Origin of the sequence: Microcoleus sp. Z1_A1, assembly GCF_036700305.1 — a bacterium.
Classification (GTDB): Bacteria; Cyanobacteriota; Cyanobacteriia; order Cyanobacteriales; family Microcoleaceae; genus Microcoleus.
Window position 1 is genome coordinate 59948 of sequence record NZ_JAUBOR010000014.1, and the last position, 18213, is coordinate 78160.

Annotated in this window: 13 protein-coding genes; 4 read left to right on the top strand and 9 right to left on the bottom strand. The window is 45.7% G+C overall.

Annotated features, from left to right (window positions below; genetic code table 11):
* Positions 1-599: 599 nt before the first annotated feature.
* From QT973_RS11730 to QT973_RS11750, 5 genes are all read right to left on the bottom strand, one after another.
* Positions 600-2270, bottom strand: coding sequence for a hypothetical protein (locus QT973_RS11730; protein ID WP_333391368.1), 1671 nt, complete (start codon positions 2268-2270; stop codon positions 600-602).
* A gap of 84 nt (positions 2271-2354) precedes the next feature.
* Complete coding sequence (gene cobN / locus QT973_RS11735; RefSeq protein WP_333208909.1) at positions 2355-6464, bottom strand: cobaltochelatase subunit CobN; 4110 nt, start codon at positions 6462-6464, stop codon at positions 2355-2357.
* A gap of 166 nt (positions 6465-6630) precedes the next feature.
* Positions 6631-7491: an EamA family transporter gene (locus QT973_RS11740; RefSeq protein ID WP_333208911.1), complete on the bottom strand. Its 861-nt coding sequence runs from the start codon at positions 7489-7491 to the stop codon at positions 6631-6633.
* Complete coding sequence (locus tag QT973_RS11745) at positions 7488-8225, bottom strand: ABC transporter ATP-binding protein (RefSeq protein WP_333232547.1); 738 nt, start codon at positions 8223-8225, stop codon at positions 7488-7490. Before QT973_RS11745 ends, QT973_RS11740 begins: the two co-directional genes overlap by 4 nt.
* A gap of 213 nt (positions 8226-8438) precedes the next feature.
* Positions 8439-9251, bottom strand: a complete 813-nt coding sequence (locus QT973_RS11750; protein WP_333053582.1) for an ABC transporter ATP-binding protein — start codon at positions 9249-9251, stop codon at positions 8439-8441.
* A gap of 202 nt (positions 9252-9453) precedes the next feature.
* Between QT973_RS11750 and QT973_RS11755 the strand changes: the two genes are divergently transcribed.
* Positions 9454-10227: a Uma2 family endonuclease gene (locus tag QT973_RS11755; RefSeq protein WP_333053581.1), complete on the top strand. Its 774-nt coding sequence runs from the start codon at positions 9454-9456 to the stop codon at positions 10225-10227.
* Positions 10228-10299: 72 nt separating this feature from the next.
* On the top strand, positions 10300-12168 hold the full coding sequence (locus QT973_RS11760) for a tetratricopeptide repeat protein (protein ID WP_333208914.1): 1869 nt from the start codon (positions 10300-10302) through the stop codon (positions 12166-12168).
* A 417-nt stretch (positions 12169-12585) separates the two neighbouring features.
* Here the strand turns inward: QT973_RS11760 and QT973_RS11765 are convergent, their stop codons facing one another.
* Positions 12586-13221 (bottom strand): L,D-transpeptidase, encoded by a 636-nt coding sequence (locus QT973_RS11765; protein ID WP_333053579.1) that lies wholly within the window; start codon positions 13219-13221, stop codon positions 12586-12588.
* Between the two features lie 815 nt (positions 13222-14036).
* On the opposite strand from QT973_RS11765, the gene QT973_RS11770 reads away from it, so the two are divergent.
* Together QT973_RS11770 and QT973_RS11775 are read left to right on the top strand one after the other, a co-directional pair.
* Positions 14037-14537 carry an autotransporter gene (locus tag QT973_RS11770; RefSeq protein WP_333053578.1) on the top strand — a complete coding sequence of 167 codons (501 nt, stop codon included), beginning with the start codon at positions 14037-14039 and terminating at the stop codon, positions 14535-14537.
* Positions 14538-14849: 312 nt separating this feature from the next.
* Positions 14850-16196, top strand: a complete 1347-nt coding sequence (locus tag QT973_RS11775) for a sorbosone dehydrogenase family protein (protein WP_333391370.1) — start codon at positions 14850-14852, stop codon at positions 16194-16196.
* Positions 16197-16282: 86 nt separating this feature from the next.
* Here the strand turns inward: QT973_RS11775 and QT973_RS11780 are convergent, their stop codons facing one another.
* The 3 genes from QT973_RS11780 to QT973_RS11790 form a co-directional block, all read right to left on the bottom strand.
* Positions 16283-16717 carry a DUF6575 domain-containing protein gene (locus QT973_RS11780; protein ID WP_333053576.1) on the bottom strand — a complete coding sequence of 145 codons (435 nt, stop codon included), beginning with the start codon at positions 16715-16717 and terminating at the stop codon, positions 16283-16285.
* A gap of 81 nt (positions 16718-16798) precedes the next feature.
* On the bottom strand, positions 16799-17245 hold the full coding sequence (locus QT973_RS11785; protein WP_333053575.1) for a hypothetical protein: 447 nt from the start codon (positions 17243-17245) through the stop codon (positions 16799-16801).
* A gap of 121 nt (positions 17246-17366) precedes the next feature.
* Positions 17367-17933, bottom strand: coding sequence for a DUF924 family protein (locus QT973_RS11790; protein WP_333053574.1), 567 nt, complete (start codon positions 17931-17933; stop codon positions 17367-17369).
* Positions 17934-18213: the final 280 nt, after the last annotated feature.

Consider the following 18213-nt stretch of genomic DNA (forward strand, 5'->3'; position numbering starts at 1 on the left):
AGATTTGGGATTTTAGATGATTAGATTTTAGACTGAATTGCCGCCACCGGGACGATCGCAGTGCACATCGATTTTAGATTTGAGATTTGGGATTTTAGATGATTAGATTTTAGACTGAATTGCCGCCACCGGGACGATCGCAGTGCACATCGATTTTAGATTTTAGATTTGGGATTTTAGATGATTAGATTTTAGACTGAATTGCCGCCACCGGGACGATCGCAGTGCACATCGATTTTAGATTTTAGATTTGGGATTTTAGATGATTAGATTTTAGACTGAATTGCCGCCACCGGGACGATCGCAGTGCACATCGATTTTAGATTTTAGATTTTAGATTTGAGATTTTTAGATTTTAGACTGAATTGCCGCCACCGGGACGATCGCACTGTACTCGGAAAAATATTATTCCGATGCCACAGGGCATCTCCCCTGGGAGACTCTCCCTCTGGTTTATAGAAATTCCAAAAAGTAATCCAATTTTTTGAAAGCTCCAAACCCTTATCTCATCTGTCATTTCCAATACTTTAATCGAAAATCAAAATCTGTCATTCCCAATTCTTGAATCTAAAATCTAAAATCTAAAATCTAAAATCGTATTACCCGTCGCTGCGGCTGGATTTGGGCCGTGGCCAGATAATGCTGGAATCGGCCGCGAGTAGGCTAGAAACTGCGCTGGCCCCAAAGCGGTTGAGGTGGCTGGGGTCAACAAAATAGTCATTGCGGCCAGGCCACCGCTGGGACAAGTCGCGGAAAGCGAAGCCTTTTTGCCGCGAGAGTTGCTGCATTCGCTGCCGAAACTGCTGTTCTGCCCGCAGGCGAGTTCCGTCTAGGTAGTCGTCGGTGAGGGGCAAATTGACGAAAATTAGAGGAATTTTGCGAGCTTTGGTAAATGCTACAACTGAATTAAAGGCTGCTGCTTGTTTGCCTCCGAGGTTGAAGTTTTCGTAGTCGCGATCGTATTGGCCTGAAACGTAAGCGCGTTGTCGATAATAAGTGTTGGGATTGTACTTGCCCGACATAGCCATGAATCCGTTGGAGTCGATCGAATCTGCCAATTGGTTGAGTTGTCTGATGGCTACTGTTGTCCGTCGTGAGACTGGAATCAATTGTGCTTTTTGGGTTGCTGCATCTGCTGCGATCGGTTTTAACTCATATTTTGCAGCATTTGAGGCAACGGGCAAGATGGCCGTTCCACTAGAGAGGGATTGGATTGGGGGGAGTAGGGGTTGGGTGTCAGCAACGGGCAAGATGCCCGTTCCACTAGAGAGGGATTTGATTGTGGGGAATAGGGGTTGGGCATCTTGCCCGCCCCTGAAAGGTTGATCTACAGAGGTAAATGCTTTGCGGAAATTGTTGTTAGCGCAGGGCTGCGGGAATCTGTAACACGCCGGAATCACGTTGGGCTCATCGGACGGCAGTTGGGGGCGAATGCCTGCTGCTAAAAGTTGGCTGCCTTCAGAATCGACGATCGAATTAAAAGTGCGATCGTCCCGGCCGCTGTTAAATGCCCGCACGCCGTCTGCCCAGATAATCATTTGAGGCAAATGACCGGGCTTCAAAAGCCGCCGCAGTTGAAAGTCAACTACTTGTGCAGTTGCGCCGTTGACTGAAAAGTTAAATACTTTTAAGCCCCGCCGACCTCTTTGGGCCAAAGATTGTTTTAGCTGTTTGGGATCGACGCCCTGCAATGCGCGGGAACTGCCGACAATCAAAACATCTGGTGGGCCGACTGTGGCAACGTAGGATAGGTAAAGTTCGAGTTGTTCGTTGAGTAAATCGCTGCTGAAGCTGACTCTACTGGCTTGCGATCGGGTGGCGCTAGCTTGCTGCTGGGAATAAACGAGGTTTCTCATGTACTCGATTACTTTTTTCTCCGCAAACGCCCGTCTGGGACTGCCGGGGGGAACCGCTTGCATCCAGGCGACGGCTTGCACCCACAGGGCGGCTACTTCGTCCCAGTCTTGTTTTGAATTGGCTGATTGAGCCAAATTAGAAGCTTGGGTGGCAAAGTTAATTGACTCCGTGAAGGCGTCGTTTTGCGCGCAAGAGGGCAGGCTGAGGGATTTTCTGGTTTTGTTGCGGTTTTGAGCTAACAGAGACGTTGGGGCCTGCGCTAGGACGGCGGATTCGTCGATCGAACCCGATGGCGCTGCGGTGTTGGGCGGCTTCGTTGACGAACATCCCAAAGTTACGGCTAATACAGCCGCTGCGGCGCAGGTACGTTTGAGGATGCTGGTGCTGATGCTAGCAATGTAGCGGCGAATCATAAAGCTTTCAGCGATCGCGAAACATTAATAGATATTACCGCAAGCGGCCATTCCTCGGCAGCCGCGATCGTGACTTTTGAGTATTTATGTATGGGATTCGATGACTGCTTCGGCTTGCAGGGCGATCGACCTCAATTTATCCAATGTATCCTGGTTCGCACTCTCCCACAACCCCCGCTGACGAGCTTCTAGCAATCTTTCCGCCATATCTCGCAGTGCCCAAGGATTGTTTTCTTGAATAAATGTCTGCACTTTCTCATCAAAAATGTAAGCCTCGGCGATTCCTTCATACATAAAATCCTCTACACAATTTGCCGTAGCATCGTAAGCAAACAAAAAATCAACAGTTGCTGCAATTTCAAACGCACCTTTATAACCGTGTCGCATCGCACCTTCTATCCATTTTGGATTCACAGCCCTGCTGCGATAAACCCGTGCAATTTCTTCCCGCAGTTGCCGCACTTTCGGATTCTCAGGAATCGAGTTGTCTCCGAAATAAGTTTCAGGATTTTTGCCTTGCAAATTGCGGATTGCGGCCGTCATTCCCCCTTGAAATTGATAATAATCATCCGAGTCGAGGATGTCGTGTTCGCGGTTGTCTTGGTTTTGCAGAACTATTTGCATTTGGCCGAGGCGTTTTTCAAATGCTTCGGGTGCAGAACATCCCCATTCACCCCCCCTAACCCCCCCTTGTAAAGGGGGGGGACAAGAGTTGGAATTAGCCTCAGAACTTAATTCACCCCCCCTAGCCCCCCCTTGTAAAGGGGGGGGACAAGAGTTGGATTTAGCCCCCCCTTGGTAAGGGGGGGTTGGGGGGGTATTCTCTGGTTGTAAAGGAGAGGAATTAGATTTAGCCCCCCCTTGATAAGGGGGGGTTGGGGGGGTACTTGTATAGGCGTAACTGCTCCAATTAATGTAAGCTTTTGCTAAATCGCTGTCGTCTGTCCAGTTTTGAGCTTCAATTATGCCTTGAAGTCCTGCGCCGTAAGCACCTGGTTTTGAGCCAAACACTCGAAATTGCGATCGCCCTTGCGCCTCTTCCTGACTCAAACCTGTAGATTCCCAATACAAAATCTCTTCCTTAACTTGTGCTGCTAAAGGGTTGTCTTCTGCCGATTCGTCTAAATCTGCCACAGCTTTTACCGCACTATCAAACAAATCAATTAAATTAAAAAAAGCATCGCGGAAAAAGCCAGAAATTCGCAAAGTAACATCAACGCGCGGTCGCCCCAAAACAGAAATCGGCAAGATTTCAAAATCTACAACCCGGCGCGAAGGGCCATCCCAAACAGGTTGAACTCCTATCAATGCTAGGGCTTCTGCGATGTCGTCTCCTCCCGTCCGCATGGTGGATGTTCCCCACACTGACAAACCCAAAGTTTTTGGATATTCGCCGTTTTCTTGGGTGTATCTTTCGATTAAATTTTCAGCAGCAACTCTGCCAACTCTCCAGGCGGTTTCTGTGGGAATGGCGCGGATATCTACGGAGTAAAAATTGCGACCGGTGGGCAATACATCTGGTCTGCCGCGAGTGGGCGCGCCGGATGCGCCGCTTGGTATGTGCCGCCCATCTAGCCCGCGCAAAAGGTTGGTAATTTCTTGGTTTGTTTGGAGGAGGGAAGGTAAAAGATAGTTATTTATCCAGTCTAATTCTTGTTGGGTTGCTTCTCCTATTTGGATATTGTTAACCGCAGATGAACGCGGATTAACGCGGATGTTTTCGATTAAATTATCTACTAATTCAGCGGCTTTTTCTTCTAGTTCTGCTGTTAAATCGCCGGCTGTGCGGTTCTGAATTTTTGATGTCGGATCGGCTGTTAACGGGTCGAAGTCTAGGTCTAAATCCTTAGCTAGGGCGCGGGTTAAGCCCGATCGCCCGTTGGTGGGATGGCGGGCGATCGCAATTATCAAATCTCTCAACTGTCTACCTTCGGGACACTGCCCAAAAATGTGCAATCCGTCGCGAATTTGGGATTCTTTGAGTTCGCAAAGATAGCCGTCTGTGCGAGTGATGAATTCTGTAAATTCCGATTTATTTAGTTGTATTCCTAAGTCTTTATCTAAGTTTTCTTTGTTGGTGAGGGCGAGAATGCGATCGCGAATCATGGGCAATCTGGACGGATCTAAACTTTGGGCTTCGCAATACTCATCAATTAAGGTTTCTAACTGCTGCAAAGGCCCGTAGAGTTCGGCGCGAGTCATTGGCGGTGTCAGGTGGTCGATAATCACAGCTTGCGATCGTCTTTTTGCTTGGGAACCTTCCCCCGGATCGTTGACAATGAAGGGATAAAAATTCGGCATCGCGCCTAACGCCACTTCTGGATAACATTTGTTAGACAATGCTATACTTTTACCGGGAAGCCATTCTAAATTGCCGTGTTTTCCAGCATGAATTATAGCATCAATTCCCAATTTTTCTCGCAGCCAGTAATAGTAAGCTAGATAATTGTGGGTAGGTTCTAAGTCGGGGGCGTGATAATTTAACGCGGGGTCAAGTTCGTATCCACGCGATGGTTGAATTCCTACAAATACATTACCGAACTGAATCCCCGGAATCGGAAAAGACGTATTGTTGCTTATAAAATCTTGTGCATAGCTTCCCGGAAGCCCCCATCTTTTACAAATCCCATCTTGCACTTCCTGCGGCAAAGTAGCAAAATATTCTTCATATTCTGCCAAATCCAATGATTGATGAACAGGCCGCAATTCGCGTCCTTCCGGGTCATTTGTCACGCCCGAAGTCAGGAGTTCAATTAACTCGTTGCCGCTAGCGGGGATGTTTTCAATTTGATAGCCAGCTTGCTGCATAGCTTTGAGGATTTCGACACAGCTAGCGGGCGTATCTAAGCCGACGCCGTTGGCTAAGCGGGCGTTGCGAGTGGGGTAATTTGCTAGAATTATGGCGATGCGTCTGTTGGCGGCTGGGGTTTGTTTCATCTTCACCCAATTCGCAGTTAAATCTGCTACAAATGAAATGCGATCGCCTGCAGCGACATAGCCTACTACATCTGTTTCTAATTCGCTGTTCCAAGTCTGTACGGCTTTAAAAGAAACAGCCCTAGTAATGATTTTGCCATCTACTTCTGGCAATGCTACATTCATCGCCACATCGCGGGGCGAAAGTCCCTGAAGTTCCGTTTCCCACTGTTCCAAACCGCCACCGCTGAAGATTGCTTGCAATACAGGAACATCTAAGGATTTTAAGCTGTTTTGTTCCGGTTCTTGACTGCTGAAACCGGAGACTGCAAAACTTGTGGTATTGAGCAATAATTGAATTGGTTCTGATTCTTTTGGTTTAAAATACTCTAGCAATTCTATTTGCAAATCTGGTTCCCGCAGAGAAGACACAAAGACGGGAACTGGGACTAAATTTCGCTCTGCTAGAGCTTGACAGAGTGCATCAATTGGTGCTAGGTTTCCTGATAAATAATGAGCGCGATAAAATAAAATTCCGACCGTAGGGGCGGTGCCCCCGTGCCCGCCCTCGCCGTGCCTTTTAGGGAGTGTTTCCAAACCCGGAGATCCCCCCCAGCCCCCCTTCTTAAGGGGGGAGGAAGAAGTTGTCAAATTCCCCCTTCTTAAGGGGGATTTAGGGGGATCTGAATCTGGTTGTAAAGTTGCAAAACACGCCCCCGCTTCTCCGTCCCAATCATAAATTCCGACGCGGGAAACTGTTTGAGGTAGTGGCGGGTTGTAAGCAGTTTTCAGGCAAGTATCGGCGGCAAATTTTAGTGCATTAACAAAGTTTTGGACTCCGCCTTCTGTGAAATAGCGCCACAGTTGATTGACTGCTGACAGCGATACATTGGAATGGCTGATTAAATCGGGATCGGGACTGTCTTCTCCCGGCATTACAATCAGTGATGCGTTAGTTCTCTGCACCGTTTCCCGGAGAATTTCTAAGCCGTAAGACCAATAAGAACGCCCTCCTAACAGTCTTAAGATTATGACCTCTGCGCGTTCTAAAACTTCTTCGGCATAAGTATCAATTGTTAGTTGTTGCTGCAATTGAAGCAGGTTTACTGCGCGCACTTTGGGAAATTTTGCCGGCATTTTGGATGCAGCGACTGCGAGTGTTTGAATGTCGGTGTCAGCAGCACTAATAAATACTATTGGTGCTGGGGTTTGCTGAATAAAAATTACTCCTTCGGCTTGGGGGTTCCAGCCTCCTGGTGTTGCGGCTATTTTGTGCATTAATTTTTAGTTTATGTTGATAAATAATGAAAGGTGCGATCGCTCTTAGTATAACATGACTTATTTTCAATCCGGTTGTATTAGAATATTTGAACCGCAGAGGGCGCAGAGTACGCAGAGGAAGAGAAGAGAGAGATGGATGATTTCGAGTTTCTGAGGTTTTAAGCTATAAACTGATAAATAAAACTCCCAAAATCATGATTCCGGCCCCTAATAATCTTTGTTGAATATCTTTTTCCTTAAAAATTAAATGACCGAACAATACACCCATTAACACGCTAGTACGCTTAATCGCGATCACTTGCACTACGAAAGTTAATGTCAAAGCTTGCATTTGAAAAAGGACTCCCATAGCATTTAAAGACCCCATAGCAGCTAGCATTGGTAATTGTTTGAGAATTTTTCGCCCTGGATTTGGGGTTTTGTGCAATAAAACTGGCAGTAGCAAGACACTGATTGTACCAAACAAAGAGAATAACCAAAAAATAGGGGAGGAATTTGTAACTCCTATTTTGTCAAAATTTGAGGCAATACTCCATAGCAATGCGACGATTAACATCAATTTTGGCCCGGGTTCATCCAGGAGTGCTTTGAATGGGGCTAAATATCCTTTAGATTTCTCTTTTATATTTAATAAATAAGAGCCGAGTACGATTAGTAAAATGCCAATATAATCAAAAATTTTGGGATATTCCCCGACAATTAATGGTGAAGTTACCAACATAAATAATGGTGTCAAAGCTACCAGCGGGAGTGTCAGGGATAAATCTGATACTTTGATGGCTTTGATGTAGAGGAGGGATGTGACAGCGTTGATGCTACCTCCGATTAATAGGGCGAGCCAAAATTGAGAGTTTAATGCCGGAATTCCTGTATAAACTACCCAGGGAATCAAAAAGATGACTGAAAAAAATGAGAGAGACCAAGCGACGACATATTCGTCACTTTTTTTGAGGTTTTGTTTCCCAAAAACGTCTTTTACGGCTTCAAAGAAAGCGGTCAAGAGTCCTAAAATTAACCAAGTCATCCTAAATATGCGCTCCTGACTCGCTCGTCGTTTAGCAAATCTGCTCCAATACCTGTGAGAGTAATGTTACCAGCTTCTAGCACGTAACCCCGATCGGCAATTTGCAGTGCTAAACTGGCGTTTTGTTCGACTAAAAGGATTGTAACGCCTGTGGAACGCAGGTTTTGAATAATTCCGAAAATTTCTTTGACGATCGCGGGTGCTAAGCCTAAACTAGGCTCGTCTAATAATAGCAGCTTCGGGCGCGACATCAGAGCGCGGGCGATCGCCAGCATTTGCTGTTCCCCGCCGCTGAGGGTTCCTGCTAGCTGGCGGCGCCTTTCTGCTAGGCGCGGAAATATCTCAAATTGGCGCTCTAAATCGGCTTTTACTGCTGCCGAGTCCGATCGAATATAGGCCCCCAATTCTAAGTTAGTTAACACCGTTTGCTGCGCCAAAACCCGCCGCCCTTCTGGGCTATGGGCGATTCCCAATTTCACAACTTCGTGAGCTTGGCGGCGACTAATATCGCGCCCGTTATAAATAATTTGTCCTTGTCGCAAATTAACTATTTTGGAAATAGCTCTCAATGTGGTACTTTTGCCCGCACCGTTGGCGCCGATGAGACTGACAACCTCGCCCGCATTAATCGTGATATTAATATTTTGTATGGCTTGAATTCCACCATAATTTACAGAAACATTCTTGAGTTCTAAGAGGATATTTTGAGATATTCGGGGTGGGATTTCGTGCATTTTCTGTGACTTTGAGTTTGAGGTAAATTGCGATTTAATGTTGGGTGGGGGCGGGTTTATGAGATTGTTATTTTTAGGCAATTATTGTCGGTGAACCCGCCCCTACAGAATGTGTAATAATGGTGCAATATGTGATTTTTTAATATTACTCTTAGTCCGCGTAAACGGACATTGTTTGTGTAGACGCGATTTCCAATCGCCGGGTTTCCTTAGTTATTTTTCATCTCCCAAATAAGCCTCAATCACAGCGGGGTCATTCCTGACAATAGCAGGCTCGCCCAAGGCAATAAGCTGACCGAAATGCAAGACGGCAATGCGATCGCACAATCCCATAACTAGCGGTACATGATGCTCGATCAATATTACAGTTAAATTGAATTGTTGGCGCACTTCTCGGATAAATTCGCTTAATTTGTGCTTTTCATTGGGATTCATCCCCGCTGCTGGTTCATCTAACAGCAATATTTGCGGTTCTAGGGCTAAAGCGCGGGCAATTTCTAAGCGCCTCTGGTCGCCGTAGGGCAAGTTTTTCGCTTGTTCGCCCGCGCGATCGCCCAATCCGACTAAATCAAGCAATTCTAAGGCTTTTCGCTGGGTTTTGCGTTCCATTGCGTTAGATGCTGGCAAGCCGAAAATCCCCGCCAGCACCGCTAAAACTGGATTGCCCGATCGACTGTGGATGTGTCGGGCGATCGCTACATTTTCCACAGCAGAAAGTTCCCCAAATAACCGGATATTTTGAAAAGTTCTGGCAATACCTTTATTAGCAATTTGATAAGGCTTCAATTGGGAAATATTTTCATTTTGATAAATCAGGTTGCCACTAGAAGCAGGTATCAGTCCAGTCATGAGATTAAATAGAGTTGTCTTGCCCGCGCCGTTAGGGCCGATTAATCCAAAAATCTCGTTTTTTTCAACTGTAAAAGATACGTTGTTTACAGCAATTAAGCCGCCAAAGCGACGGGTTAATCCTTGTGCTTCTAAGATGGAATTGCTTTTTGAGATGGTAACAGTTTCTGAAATCACAAAAAACTCGATAAAATCTGCAATCTAATTATGCCTCACATTTGTATTTTAATAAATAGCCTCCCGCTTGAAAATCATTTACTGATTACCAATTATCCATGATTAATTACTAGGCATCTAGCTGATTCAACGGAAAACCGCTATAATATTACAATTGCCGTACCGCTTCAATCTCCTCAAGCCGTCTCGCCTGGGTAATCTTATGACGATGTACGTACCGGATTCGCAGCCTTCGCAAACAAAAGTCCTCCCTACGATGTATGATTTACCCAGTGAAGACCCGGAGGAACCCGGTTTGCCTGACGAATTCCACGAGTTTCAACCGGAACTGCTGCGTTTAACCTGCCGCCCCGCTAACCATCCGCCAGAACAAATATTTATAGCGACAGACCTCAATCTCTACTACGATTCTAACCATCTCAATTGGTACAAAAAACCTGATTGGTTTGTCGTCTTGGGGGTTCCGAGATTTTATCGAGGTGACGAATTGCGCCTCAGCTACGTGATGTGGCAAGAAAATGTCAGTCCTCTGGTAGTAGTGGAACTGCTGTCACCTGGAACTGAAGAGGAGGATTTAGGAATCACAGAAGAAGCACCAAATAAACCGCCTACTAAGTGCCGAGTTTACGAACAGATTTTGGAGATTCCTTACTACTTTGTTTTCAGTCGGTACAACAATCAACTGAGAGTATTTCGTTTGATTGGCAATCGTTACCGCGAACAAGTTTTAACCGAGCCGCGATTCTGGATACCGGAATTAGAATTAGGTATAGGTTTGTGGGAAGGTTGTTATCAAGGTTGTTCGAGATTGTGGCTGCGTTGGTACGATGTCAGTGGCGATTGGGTTCTGACTCCAGAGGAGTTTGAAAGGCAGCGAGCTGAATTAGAAAGTCAGCGAGCTGAATTAGAAAGTCAGCGAGCAAACCGATTAGCCGATCGACTGCGAGCAATGGGCATTAATCCAGATGAGCTGTAAAATTAAATAGCAGCATGAAATGGTGCAAGCTGCAAGCGCTGTCCATAAAAACTTATTAACTAAAAATAAATTATGCCAGACTCTACCTCACTGCGCGATCGCTACCTAGCACTAATCGACAAAATTGTCGAAATCACCCTCAAAGGTCAAATTCGCTCCAAAGAACAAGTTTATCAAATGCTGGTGCAAGACATTAGCACCGGTACTGGCGAAATATTTGAACGCTGTTTCGGCGAACGCCTTGATGCAGCCGAAAATCAACTCAGAAATGAAAAAGACGAAATCAAACAAGCAAAGGCAAATCGCAGCCTCAGAGCTCTCAAAACCATCCAAGGAGAATGGGAACGCTGGCAGAAAGATAACCGCGTCGATCGCGCAATTGCATCCTCAATCCAACAAATCGTTAGTGCTGAATCTAATGCCCGCCTCCTGGCATTATTGCAAGTAATCGATCCGAATAAAGAACATCCGCTGACTCTCGCTCAATTGCAGCAATTGGCAAAATCTCTGCACCAACAAATGCTGCAAACTGCCAATCCCGAAACCGAACAAGATTTGCAGCAAATCACCGCCGGCATCGCTAAAGGTTTAGAATCTTGGCAGCGTTTGGAACCGGAACTTGTGGGCTGGATTTATCAGCCGCAGCAGCTAGGATTTGCCGGTAGTCCAGAACAAAATGGGCCTTGGGCTTTTTGGGCTAAAAAAGTTAACAGTCCCTTTCCCCAGGCTCTTTTAAATACTATTGCCCTCGGTGAATCTGTAGTTCAATTCGCAGCCCAGCAATCGAATTTAGATTTAGGCATATTGGTGGAAGTGGCGATTATTTTGCAGTGCTTGCAGCGGGCGTTGGCGACATGGTTTGACAAGCAAGTTTACGATTCCAAAGTGTCAACAAAAGCTTCAATTTCTACTTACATTACTTTTGCGGTAATTTGGAGTCAGCTAGCTAGTGGATTTAATAATTCTACCAAGAGCGGGGAACAGTTGGCAAATGCTTGTTTTCAAGTAACTTTGCAAATTTTGCGCGCTTTTTCTCAGCGGGAATATTTTCCGCTTTACGGGGGGATTTTTGCTTCGTTTGATGGTAAAGCTCTGCGTCATACTTTGGATTATTTAGATGAACCGCTGCGGCGAGTTGAAGGCACTCAAGCGAAAGCTCGGATTCTGACGCTTTTGGGTTATTCGATGCAGGCGGCTGGGGCCTATGAGCGATCGCTCTTGCTGCACAAGCAAGCGCTGGAAATTGCCCGTACCGAAGGAGACAAAGCTTGCGAAGTTGCCAATCTCAATCACATCAGCCGCAACTATGTTGCTCAAAAAAATTATCAGGAAGCGATTAATTACAGCCAGCGGGCTTTAATTATGGCACGACAAACGGGAGAGCGACAAGGCGAGGCAAATGCTCTGGCTAATTTGGGTTACAGCGAAGTGTTTCAAGCGCGGCAGTTGGAGGAGGTGGAACCGGAGGTTTATGAGAGTGCGATCGGTTATTTGGAACAAGGTTTGTTGCTATCGGAAAAATTGGGCGATCGCCAAAGTCAAGCTTTTTGTTCCAGCAGTCTCGGTATTGCTAAAATCGCCCTGGAAAATGCTGAAGCTGCGATCGAATATTTGCTCAAAGGTTGGCAAGCGGCTCAATTTTCAGGGGATTTATATTTGCAAGGTCTGAATTTGGCTTACTTGGCTCAAGCTTATTACAGAATCAACTCACTAGAAAAAGCGATATTTGCAGGCAGTTTAGGAATGTATACTTTGGAGCAAATTGGTGCGATGGAGTGGCGTCAATCGGCTGGTTTGTTGACCATTTTGCAGGGTCAAATGGGGGCGGAATCTTTTAAACAAGCTTTGGCTAAAAGTCGAGCGAATATCATTCCGGCGATCGGTGTTGATGGCTACGATTACATCCCGGAGTTGCTGGAAAAATACCAGCAATCTATTTAATATTATGTCCGATCGATTAACCATAATATCCCGGCGGGGCGGGTTTTTGAGATTGTCAATTATTGGCAGATATTGTTGTTGAACCCGCCCCTACCTGATTTCGGGCGAAGCGAAGCGGAGGGAATCGACCGGACATGATATAACTCTTTGTTGTGGAACAGGCCGGAAAGCCTCTTGCTGACAGAGGTTTAAGGTGTAAGTTCTAACTCGCCGAAAATCACCATTATCAATTAGTATTTCATGGGCGGGCTCTCCTGCCCAACCCCTACTCCCCACAAGAAAATTGAATTTTTGTGGAACAGGCATCTTGCCTGTATTGAATTTTTGTGGAACAGGCATCTTGCCTGTATTGAATTTTTGTGGAACAGGCATCTTGCCTGTTCCTAGATATTTTGATGCACCCCAAACTCCAAATAATTAATGCTCAACTATCACCGGTGTGCCAACGGCGACTTTCTCAAATAAAGCCTGTGCGTCTTTATCAAACATTCTGACGCAGCCGTGAGAAGCCGCCCCCCCGATCGACTCTGGATTCGGAGTGCCATGAAAACCAATCACATTCTTGCCATCCGTCCAAAACCCCATCCACCTACTTCCTAATGGATTGTCTGGCCCAGCAGGAATAAGTTCTCCTGTCCAAGGATTTTGCCAAACTGGATCTTTGATCATTTGCATAACTTTAAAATTGCCCGTAGGAGTTTCCCACCCGCCTTTTCCCACAGCAACCGGGAAACTGGTTTGCACCTTATTTTGTCGGTAAACATAGACGCGGCGTTCTCGCAATTTCAGCACTAAACGCACTTCCTCAATAGGATTTACCGCAGGCTGTGGTTCCTGGGGAATATAACGAAATGGTTCTCCCAAGGGCGGCAGTTCTGGGGTTCCGAGATTCGGCAATTGTGTCTCGGAGGTGGGCCGCTGCGCTGCGATCGCACTATTGCTTGAATTAGCCACCACTTCGGCAGTCGTCTGCTGCTGTATGCCGATCGACAGCGAGGCTGCACTCAAGCTCAGTACAATTAACTTATTAAACAAAAATTTGCTCTTCACCATTGTTTTCTTCGCTAAACTCCTCACCAGCATTTCCTACAAAGTTCCGATCTAATTATCCGCCAACCGCACCCGCTCGGAAAAATTTTGAGTGGGCTTTTTGACCAAGAATTTCTTCATGTGGTACCCGCCACGTGATTTATCCGTGGAATCAATCCCCAATCCCAAATCCTTGCATCCTCAAGCCCCCGGATTTATCTCGCGCAAGTCAATCGAAAATCTCAAATTTAAAATCTAAAATCGAATGACGGCAACTGCGCTGTACAGTTTTTAGTTGAAATTCCACCACTGATAACTGGTAACTCAACACAAAGCTTAGGCAATAATACCAAAACCACAAGGTTTTTATAAGTGGCTCAGTGGAGTTACGCAATAGAATGTCGTGAGAAAACCCGGTTTATGCGTAAATATTGCCAGAAAATGATTAGATTTTACCTCCGACTAATTAGATTTTTTAGCAATGACCGACTGGGGATCGAGTATTCAAACTATGGCGCTGCTGTATCCGGCAATCACAATCTGTCTTTGGGTAGAGTTCTCCCCCAGCAACAGTTAGGTGGGCGGAAAAAAACGGCAACGGTCGATCGAATAAACTCAATATATCACGGCAACACTCTAGAGATGCAAACCGCTGAACTTGTTGTAAATCGGGAACTTATGATGTAAAATTTAGTCTTTCAATACTTGTTCGATAATCTTTTTTTGAGATTGTCATAAATTTCCTACTTTGGGGATTAAACTGGATTAGGTATAGAGGTTGGGACTTTCGTGCAGCGGAAGCAAACCCGACCCTGAATAGCAGTTAATGTGAGGTTTCAATGCGTCTTCAGAACATCAAATTATTGACAGGTGCAACACTGTCGGTGGTAATTTCGGCGGTCTCAGTACATCCTGCGATGGCTAACCCTGCAACTCAAATAGCCCAAACGCAGACCACCACAACAGCAAACACTACAACCATTGTCGGTTTTGTCAAAAGTATTGTCGGCGACGTAGTAACTATTCGCGAAGAAAGCGCGCCGTACAGGACTCTCAGGGTTCAAAGATGCGTCCTGAGAATTATTGGCTTAGTACCGGGAATGAAAGTCAGAGCCACCGTCGCCGGATCTCAGATCCAAAATATCGCGGTGATCCCCGATTATAAGGTGGTAGCCACAACGGTTGCTCGTCCCGCAACCCCAGCACCGGCACCGCGTCCGGCTCCAGAACCCCCACCGCGTCCGGCTCCTCGTCCGGCTCCGGCTCCGGCTCCTCGTCCGGCTCCCCGTCCAATTCCGGCTCCGGCTCCCCGTCCGGCTCCTGTGAGAGGACTTTGGTAGAGCTAGGTTATACGATTTTAGATTTTAGATTTTAGATTGAAGATTGAAGATTGGGAATGACAATCAAGCAATTTGATCCGGGGCCCCCGGATTAATTCGTGGGATTGCTTTCTTCAATCTAAAATCTAAAATAGCAAATCTAAAATCGATTGACTGATGAAGATCAAGGTTTGGAACACGGGCCTACACTTGCATTCTTTTTGGCAACTGGTATCAGTACATGGAATTAAGCCACCGCGCCGGCGGTGGCTTAGCTGTTGAATAGCAGTTAGAATAATAGAATTGTCCAGCAATTGTGGAGAAATCGCTGCTATGTATTACCTGCGTTTCTTGCTGCTAATTCTGCTGTTGCCGATGATTGCGTGCGATCGAGCTACAGATGCGAGATCCCCTGCTGTGGGCGACAACAGCCCCGTCTCGCAAATTCCCTCCCGTGCACCGCTGACAAATGTTGGGACAAATCAAATTGTACCGACCAAACCGCTGTCGCCGCAGCCAATCCGTATTGTTGCAACTGCTTTGCCGCAGCCAGGAGCCAGCGAAAGCGCCTCAAAACCTCCTCAAGTAATACCCATTCCCGCATCGCCAGTGCTGCGAGTGCCTCCTGGCTTTGTCGTCAACGTTTTTGCTGACAATTTAGACGCTCCCCGATGGCTGGCTTTGACGCCTACCGGCGATGTTTTGGTCACAGAAACCCGGCAGAATCGGATTACACTGTTGCGCGATGCCAACGGCGACGGGGTTGCTGAGGTTCGCAAAACTTTTGCAAATGCCCAAAACGGGTTAAATATTCCCTTTGGCATGGCTTTTGCCGATCGCTATTTTTTCCTCGGAAATACCGCTGAAGTCCGCCGATTTCCCTACACAAAAGGGCAGGAACAATTGACAGGTACCGGTCAAAAAATTGCTGATTTACCGGGCGGCGGCTACAACCAACACTGGACGCGAAATGTTGTCGTTTCCCCCGACAAAAGCAAGCTTTTCGTCTCAGTTGGATCGCAGTCTAATGCCGATGTCGAACCGCTGCCGAGGGCGTCTGTTCAAGTCATGAATTTGGACGGCAAGAACCAACAAATTTTTGCTTCTGGGTTGCGAAATCCGGTAGGATTGGATTTTCACCCAAAAACCAATCAACTCTACACGACAGTCAACGAACGCGACGGTTTGGGAGATGATTTGGTGCCGGATTACTTGACAAGAATTCGTCAAGGCGAGTTTTACGGCTGGCCTTACACTTATTTTAAGCCGAATTTGCTCGACCCGCGCCACTCCAGAAATGGCAATAGCGATCGACCTGATTTAGCGGCTAAAACATTAATGCCAGACGTGCTGTTTCAGGCGCACTCGGCGGCTTTGGGGCTTCAGTTTTACGACGGCAAAACGTTTCCCAAAAGATTTCTCAACGGCGCATTTGTGGCGTTTCGCGGCAGTTGGAACCGGAACTCTGGAACTGGTTATAAAATCGTGTTTGTACCTTTTAATGCGGCGAACGGACGCCCTCAAGGTTATTATGAGGATTTTCTGACTGGTTTTCTCACAGATCCGTCTGGCCCTAAAACTTGGGGGAGGCCGGTTGGTTTGCTGGTTTTACCGGACGGGAGTTTGCTGTTTACTGAGGAAGCGAATAACCGGATTTATCGAGTGCAGTATCGCGGCTGACGATTGGGCGATGGATTAGATCCTGACTTCTTCAAGAAGTCGGGGCTCGGGTTTTTTAGTCAGCTTCAAACCTTGCTAAGTTGAGATTAGCCGGAAATTTTTTGAAAAATTAATAACCTATCTTCTTCCGCAGTTTCGCGATTTAAATCAGACAGTTCGTAATAGGAATCTGTTTCTGGCAAGTAGATTGCCGGTAAATTATCAGGCAGAATTAAATAAGTGTTTTTTACCTGTAAATCATTGTCTATATCTAATGAATATAGAAATCCGTCAACAGGATTTACAATTAACTCGTGCAATGAAACTTGTCCCTCTATGTAAAGCTTGAGAGTTAGTTGTGCAACTCTGAAAACCAACCAGCGATTGTACAAATTATCTACATCGCACCAAGAATAAAGATAGCTATCGCCGTATTCATTCTCAAAAAGCGATAGTAGCGGGCCGTCGAAATACTCTAAATTGACTATGCTTCTGAGAGTTAGAGGAAATTTACTTAGTTTAAATCCGATTAATTGTTCCACTTTTTTTAGCTTATAAGAAACTAAATCAAAGGATAACCAGTCAAAATTACATTGTGACCTAAGAATTTATCTTCATGGTGGTCAGTATTTTAGCGTTTCCTTGACTCCGAGTTTGCTTGGCTCAAAGATAGAGACCATTTGACAGAATTTATGGAATACAGTGTAATACTCTTCCCCCCTATCAAGATCGTGCCAAAATCTTTGGTTGTGCATTGCTTCTCTTGCATAATAGCCAAAGGTGTACAGTGCAATTTCCTTTTTCATTATCCCAGACATAATCATAAAGTAAATCTCTTCCAAAAAGCAGATAAATACCTCTTTTTCCTGTTTTGTGACTGATGTGCTGCTATATCTATCTTGCAAAAGCTCACAGACTTTCTGGATTGACTCGTTCTCATCGAATCTTTGGCTCATCTCATGAAATTTCTCATATCTACGTATCCTATTGAGATCTACGAACTCAAGAATGCCTTTCACAAAAGCTAGGATTCCTATTAGTCCACCAATAGCTTCAATAAAGTTTTTCATGATTATATATCAAGTGGGAAGAGATGATAATTATTCCGTATTATACTGATGATCGGCAAAAAAGTCATGGTGGGGTTCACCAGTATTTATACTGATCGCAAAAAAGTTTTACGATCGCCCTTTAAAATCCCGAACCGGGTTGTCTCAGAAATTCCGCTTCTTCCGGGGTTGTTTCGCGTCCGAGAATTTCATTGCGGTGGGGAAATCTCCCAAAACGCTCGATTATTTCCAAATGATTCTGCGCGTATTCAATGACTGAATCGCTGTCTGGTTCGCCGCTGAGTTGGCGAAATAGTTTGACAGATTTTTGCTGGTTTTCTAAGTTTTCGCTGTGTTCAAAAGGCAGATAAATAAACGATTTTTGTACAGTCAGCAATTCGCGATCGAATTTATTATTAACAGCGTATTCGGCGGTGGCTAAAGCTTTGTTGTCTGTGGCGAATGCTTGGGGCGTTCCGCGAAACATATTGCGCGGAAATTGATCGAGCAGTATAATTAATGCGAGGCAGTTGTCGGGGGAATCTTGCCATGAGTCGAGTTTACCGGAGGCGGCTAGTTCGTATTGCGGCAGAAATCGCGCTCGCACTTGGGCATCAAAATCCGCATCTTTTTCAAACCATTTCTTGTGGACTTTGCCAAACTCAGGAGAGTGCGATCGACCAAACCAAAAATCTAAAACTTCATTCATTAGCAATCTAGTAGGCGATTGATTGTTGATTAAAGCTTCTGTGTCTGTAGTTGCACAAAATGCGCTATCTGTCCAACTACAAACCGCAGCGATTAATGATTACCAAAGATGACTCCACCCAAACACAGGTACTTGCTTTCCGAGGCGATCGAGGGTCGAGAAAAAAAATTAGATTACAGAGTTTAAGCTTCCAGATTCATCTGTTATCGAGTAAATCTAAAATCTAAAATCTAAAATCTAAAATCGACTGACTTGACCCAAACACAGTTACTTGCTTTCC